This window comes from uncultured Ralstonia sp. (genome assembly GCA_913056305.1).
Taxonomy (GTDB): domain Bacteria; phylum Pseudomonadota; class Gammaproteobacteria; order Burkholderiales; family Burkholderiaceae; genus Ralstonia.
Window position 1 is genome coordinate 47,257 of the sequence record CAJXMR010000012.1, and the last position, 6,000, is coordinate 53,256.

Sequence of the window (6,000 nt, forward strand, 5' to 3'; positions counted from 1 at the left end):
CCGAAGGTGGGGTAGGCCAGGGGCGCGGGTTCGCACGCTGCGCCGGGCCCTGCGTGTTCTAATTGCGCCCCATGATGGGCAACCCGACTTCCCTGTATTCCGATCCGCTGCGAGGTCAGCGCATCCTCGTCGTTGACGACGTCGACGAGAGCCGCATGTTGCTGGTGGATTTTCTCCAGCAGCGGGGCTGCCGCATCTACATCGCCAGGGACGGCCAGGACGGCGTGCGGAAGGCGCAGAGCGTGCGGCCCGACCTGATCCTGATGGACATCCGCATGCCGGTATGCGATGGCATGACCGCGTGCCGCCTGCTCAAGGCCAATCCGGTGACGCGCGCCATTCCCCTGATCTTCCTGACCTCCGCGGCGCTGCCCCATGAGCGTGTGGCAGGCCTCTCAGCCGGCGCGGTGGACTATGTGACCAAGCCATTCGATTTCGAGGAAGTCCGGTTGCGGCTGTGCGTCCACCTGAAACCATCTGTGCCGGCAACCACGGACCACCGCACCGACGACGAAGAAGTGAATGCCGCCTCCAGCACGCTGGATGTGATCCTGTATCGGGCAACGCGCAAGCTTTTGCTCGAAAGGCTGGCCGAGACCCCAAGCCTGACCGAGCTTGCCGCCGCCGTTGGCACCAATGCGCGCCGCCTCAACGCGGCGTTCAGGCAGTGCGTGGGCGTGACGGTGTTCGATTTTCTGCGTGAACAACGCATGAAGGAGGCGCGGCGCTTGCTGTCCGAGACCTCGCTCGAAGTGCAGGCGATCGCGCGCGAGCTCGGCTATGGCGGCACCGCCAATTTCTCCACCGCGTTCCGCGAGCGCTTTGGCCTGTCGCCCAGCCAGTTCAGGCAGGCGTTGGGAGAGCGCGGGTAATGAGCAGCGAAGGCGGCAGCAAAAGCGGCGTCGCATGGGCGGCACGCGCCTTCCGCTGGGCGGCGCGCATGTCGACCGTGCTTGGGCTGCTGATCTGGCTTGCTAGCCATCCGCTCTGGGCGAGCCCGATCGATGTGGGACAGCGTGCTGTCACCGCCCTCGGCTCGCCCGCCCTGCTGCCGCAACTGTCGATGCTGGAAGACACAACCGGCCAACTCGACCTCCAGGCCGCCATGGCCCGGGCGGACTGGCAACGCGTCCAGGGCGCAAGCCTGAACCGGGGCTATACCGCGTCAACGCTGTGGCTGCGCGGCTCGCTCTACAACAGCAGCCCCCAGACGGTGACGCGCTGGTTGGCAGTCGGCACGGCGCGGCTGGAGTCGGTGAGCTATTTCCGCCTGGCCCCCGGCGAGACCGTGGCACGCGAGGTGGTGCTGTCCGGCAACAGCGTGCCTTTTGCCAGCCGCCCGGTCGCAGCCGCGATCCCTGTCTTTCCTGTCACGCTCGCCCCGGGCGAGCAGATGGAATTCGCGTTAAAGGTGCGCAGCCGCTCCGCCGTGGAGATCGACCTCGGGCTATGGGAGCCGGAGGCTTTCCGCCAGCGAGAAGGCCATGACCTGATGATGATGGCGCTCCTGGTCGGCTCCTCGCTGATGCTCGCCCTGTATACGCTCGTCCAAGGGTGGAGCTGGCGCGATCGCGGCTTTCTGTTGATGACAGGATGGATCTGCGTGGCGCTGCTCTACAGCCTGGCGTTCAACGGCTACCTGTACCGCTACTTCCTTGGCGCCGGCGGCGAACCCGTGCTGCGCGCACCTTCGACGCTCGGAACACTCGCCACGGTGCTCTACACGGCCGTCACCGTGACGTTCGTCGGCCTGGGCCGTATCGCCTCGTGGCGACGGGTCTATCGCACCCTCGCCGCCCTGCTCCTGCTGGGAACCGCCTGGACCCTGCTCGGCGACTATCGTGCCGGCGCCGTCTACTCCAACACCGTCATCGCGGTGTTCAATGTGGTGTGGCCGGTCTCGATGCTCGACGCCTGGCGTCGCGGCTTGCCCAACGCCAAGCTGTTCGTCCTCTCCTTTGCGCTGGTGTGGCCGGTGCAGCTGGTATCGCTGCTGGTCATCCACGGTTTCCTGAACGACGAATGGCTCGCCAGGCTGCCATTTGCCTGGATGCTCGAGCTGGCGGCCTTGTTCATGATGAGCGTGATCGTCAGCCAGCGCTCGCGTGCCATGTACACGGCGCATATCCAGGCCCAGCAGGCCCTGCTGGAAGCGCGGAATCAGGAACAGCTCAAATTGGAGCAGGCGGTCATCGAGCGCACCCATGCGTTGCAGACGGCGCTGATCGCCGCCGACGAAGCCAATCACGCCAAGACCGATTTTCTGGCCCGTATCAGCCACGATCTACGCACGCCGCTGACCTCCATCATCGGCTTTGCCGAGCTGGTGCAGGCAGCGGGCCACGACAACGCCGAGCGTGGCCGGATCATCCGTCGCAGCGCCAGGCACATGCTCGCCATGGTGAACGACCTGATCGACTACGCGAGCGGCGGCGAACCCGATGCACTGCAAAGCGCGCCGGTCTACCTCCATGCGCTGCTCGATTCGATCGCGCAGGAAGGCGCCGAGCTCGCGCGCCGGCGCGGCAACCGCTTCACGTTCAGCATCGAACGCCCGCTGCCGCCCGTTCTCCAGCTGGACGCCAAGGGGTTGCGCCGGGTGCTCGGCAACCTGCTGGACAACGCCGCCAAGTACACCACCGACGGCACTGTCGAACTCCTGGTTGACTGCCGCCGCGATGCACAACCCGTGCAACCCGGCGCCCCCGTGGACTTGACCTTCGTTGTCAGGGACACCGGCCTCGGGATTGCGCCCGAAGATCAGCAACGGATTTTCGAACCCTTTCGACGGCTCGATACCGCGCACACCCAGCCAGGCATCGGGCTGGGCCTGGCGATCGTCAGCCAGTGGATCGCGCGCATGGGCGGTTCGCTGGACATCGACAGCGAACGGGGCGCCGGCACCACGATCCGCGTGAAGCTGCCCGCGCTGACGGCGGCAGAAGAATGGATGTCGGATCACCACGTGTCGGACATCGCCGAGGTCGAGCCGACCATCGATGGCAGCGGCCTGCGCATCTGGATCGCGGAGGATACGGCCGACATCCGTCGCCTGCTGGCGGATGAGCTCTCCAGCCTGGGCTTTGTGGTGGAAACCGCGCCCGACGGCGCCGCCATCATCGAACGGATGGTACAGGCACAGGGGGCGGCCCCCGATCTGCTGCTCACGGATTACCTGATGCCCGGCGCCGACGGTTTGGCCGTGCTGCGCGCCGCTCGCGAACATCTCCCTGGCGTTCCCGTCGTCGTGCTGTCCGCGATTCCTCAGGCCACGCAAGACCATGAAGGCAATGCACCGTCCGGCTTCGATGCCATCTTGCTGAAGCCCGTCAATTTCATGGAGTTGCAGAACACGCTGGCACGGCTACTGAAGCTGGATCGAATCCCATCATCGGCCGCCGACGCGCAAGCGGCACCGCCGCTCGTCAGCCCGCCGCCGCAAGCGCTGGCCGTCGCCCATATGTTGATCGACCTCGGTGCGATTTCAGATTTGATCGATTGGGCCGATGCTGTCGCGTCCCAATACCCTGGGTGCGAGGCATTTGCACGCAAGGCGCGACAGTTGGCAACCCTTGGGGATCTGGCGGAACTGGAAAGACTCTGCGGCTAGGAAGCCGCGTCAGGGAGAATGCCGTACGCAGCCGCGCTGACCACGATCGCTATCACTCAATGCGGGTGGCGATGGGGGGATGGGCAGCGCAAAAAAATAAAGCCCTGAAAAATCAGGGCTATATCACTACTGCTGGCGGAGCGGTGAGTCTGGTTTGTCTCACTCCGCTGCCCTGCCAACTGGGAAATTTGCAGAGAATTTAGGCATCTATCTCCCTCATCGAACCAGCCTACCCTCGATTCTTTGCCGGTCGCAACGGGGTTGTCAGCTACAACAGCCGACATGGAACAGGGAAAGACAGGGAATATCGTGCTTGGCTATTCCCAAGGTTGATTGCTCCCGTTCAATCTAGACTCGAAACGACCCGCCACGTCAGTGAAACAATTGCGTGGCAGAAGTCTTTCCTGGCTGCACAGATAAATTCCCTGATTGTTGCGGGTGCTCATTCATCCGAGCAAGATCGGCACCCGGGCGCGCAGATAAAGCCCTGCCAGATCAGGCCGCCTACGATTGTGCCGTTCATGCGGATGTAGTGAAGATTTTTGGGCTTGCGACGCAACAACCAGAAGCGGCGCCGCACGCGTGAAATCAACCCCCTCAACGAGGGGTGAGCAGATGCGCTACCCGAAAGGGACTGAAAGGTTACATTCTTGTAAACTCGCAAATTGGCTGGCGATCCCGGCCGCATGTTTGATTGCCGTTTGGCGACCCGACCGCACCAAGCGAGTACGCCGCCTAGATTTGGCGATGCCGTCCGGGCCGGTCAGCCCCCAAGGCGACACCCGGTTTGGTCACCTGACTCCGAAAGGCGCATCCGCGCCAACATCGATAACGGCAGCAACGGACATTTCTTTCGGATGGGCAAGCACCGTCCCGCGACGCGACGAATTTTCGAGTCCCAGGCATGAGTATTCTGTTGACCGGCGCGACCGGTTTTGTAGGCGGCGCTATTGCCGCCAACCTGGCGGACAACGGTTTGCTGGGCGACACCCGTTTTGCGGTGCGCGGCGAAACCCCTGCCGAGGGCTTCGTGCGCCTGCAAAACAATCTGCGTCGTTTTCAATTGCCGCAAACGGTGCTGGATGGCATCAGCGAAGCGCAGATCGTGCCGTTCGACCTGCGCAATGCGGCCGGCGCCAAGCTTGGCGACCCGGAGATCATCATCAACTGCGCCGCGCTGGCGACGTTTTCCAACCACCCGTCGCTGTGGGAAACCAACGTGGACGGCGTGCTGGCGCTCGGCCGGCTGGCGGCGCAAGGCTCACGCCTGAAGCGCTTCCTGCAGATCGGCACGGCCATGTCATGCGGCCAGCTGGCCGATCGCCATGTCAGCGAGAGCTGGGATGTCCCCCCGCTCGCGCAACACGCGGTGCCATACACGTATTCAAAGGGGATGGCCGAGCTGAAACTGCGCGAAGCGGTGCCCGAACTGCCGTTGGTGGTGGTGCGGCCGTCCATCGTGGTGGGCCACAGCGCGCTGGGTTGCGAGCCGTCAGGCAGCATCTTCTGGATGTTGCGCATGGTGGCGCTGCTCGAGACGTTCAGCTGCCGCCTGTCCGACCGCGTCGACATCCTGCCCGTGGACGATTGCGCCGAGGCCATCGTGCAGTTGTCGACCAAGCCCAGGCTGGCGCACGACCTGTATCACGTCAGTGCCGGCGACGCGAACTCCGAGCGCATCGAAACGCTGTACCCGCGCTTCAAGCGTTGCAAGACGCCGGAAGAAGACGCACAAGCGCTGGCCGGCTACGTGTATCAGGAAAAAATTGCCGAGAAAGCATTGGCGCGTAAATTCCTGAGCCTGACGGGGGACGGCAACGTGCGACTGGTCGCGCGCTGCATTCACCTGTATGCCAAGTTCGCCAGCATGAGCTACGTGTTCGATAACACGCGACTGGTAACAGAGACGGGCTTTCAGCCGCGCTCGCTGCTCAGTTATCTAGACCGCTGCCTCGACACGTCGGACGCCGTGTCGATCACCGAGCAGATGCAGTGGGACTACAAATAAGCGTCCCCAACTAAACCAAACCACCAGACCAACAGTAGCCTCACCGCCCTCGGCATGCGCCCGTGGGCGCGTGCGCGAGGTAGTCTTTGCAGTCGTGAGCTCGCCTAAGCAACGCGCCCGTAGTGATCCTGGAAGCGAACAATATCGTCCTCGCCAAGGTAGGATCCGGATTGCACTTCAATCAGCTCAAGCGGAATCTTGCCCGGGTTTTCCAGGCGATGCGTCACGCCTAGCGGTATATACGTTGACTGGTTTTCCGACAGCAGCATCACCTGATCACCGTTGAATACCTTGGCGGTGCCGCACACCACGATCCAATGTTCTGCACGATGGTGATGCATTTGCAGGCTGAGCGACGAGCCCGGATTGACGATGATGCGCT

Annotated in this window: 4 protein-coding genes; 3 read left to right on the plus strand and 1 reads right to left on the minus strand. The window is 63.4% G+C overall.

Annotated features, from left to right (window positions below):
- Positions 1–71 precede the first annotated feature (71 nt).
- The 3 genes from QZ609_RS03965 (at position 72) to QZ609_RS03975 (ending at position 5,618) form a co-directional block, all read left to right on the plus strand.
- On the plus strand, positions 72–872 hold the full coding sequence (locus QZ609_RS03965; RefSeq protein ID WP_295491358.1) for a response regulator: 801 nt from the start codon (positions 72–74) through the stop codon (positions 870–872).
- Complete coding sequence (locus tag QZ609_RS03970) at positions 872–3,610, plus strand: hybrid sensor histidine kinase/response regulator (RefSeq protein ID WP_295491360.1); 2,739 nt, start codon at positions 872–874, stop codon at positions 3,608–3,610. Before QZ609_RS03965 ends, QZ609_RS03970 begins: the two co-directional genes overlap by 1 nt.
- 904 nt (positions 3,611–4,514) lie before the next feature.
- Positions 4,515–5,618 (plus strand): SDR family oxidoreductase, encoded by a 1,104-nt coding sequence (locus tag QZ609_RS03975; RefSeq protein WP_295491362.1) that lies wholly within the window; start codon positions 4,515–4,517, stop codon positions 5,616–5,618.
- A 104-nt stretch (positions 5,619–5,722) separates the two neighbouring features.
- Here the strand turns inward: QZ609_RS03975 and QZ609_RS03980 are convergent.
- On the minus strand, positions 5,723–6,000 hold a 278-nt coding region (locus QZ609_RS03980), incomplete at its 5' end, for a cupin domain-containing protein (protein WP_295491365.1).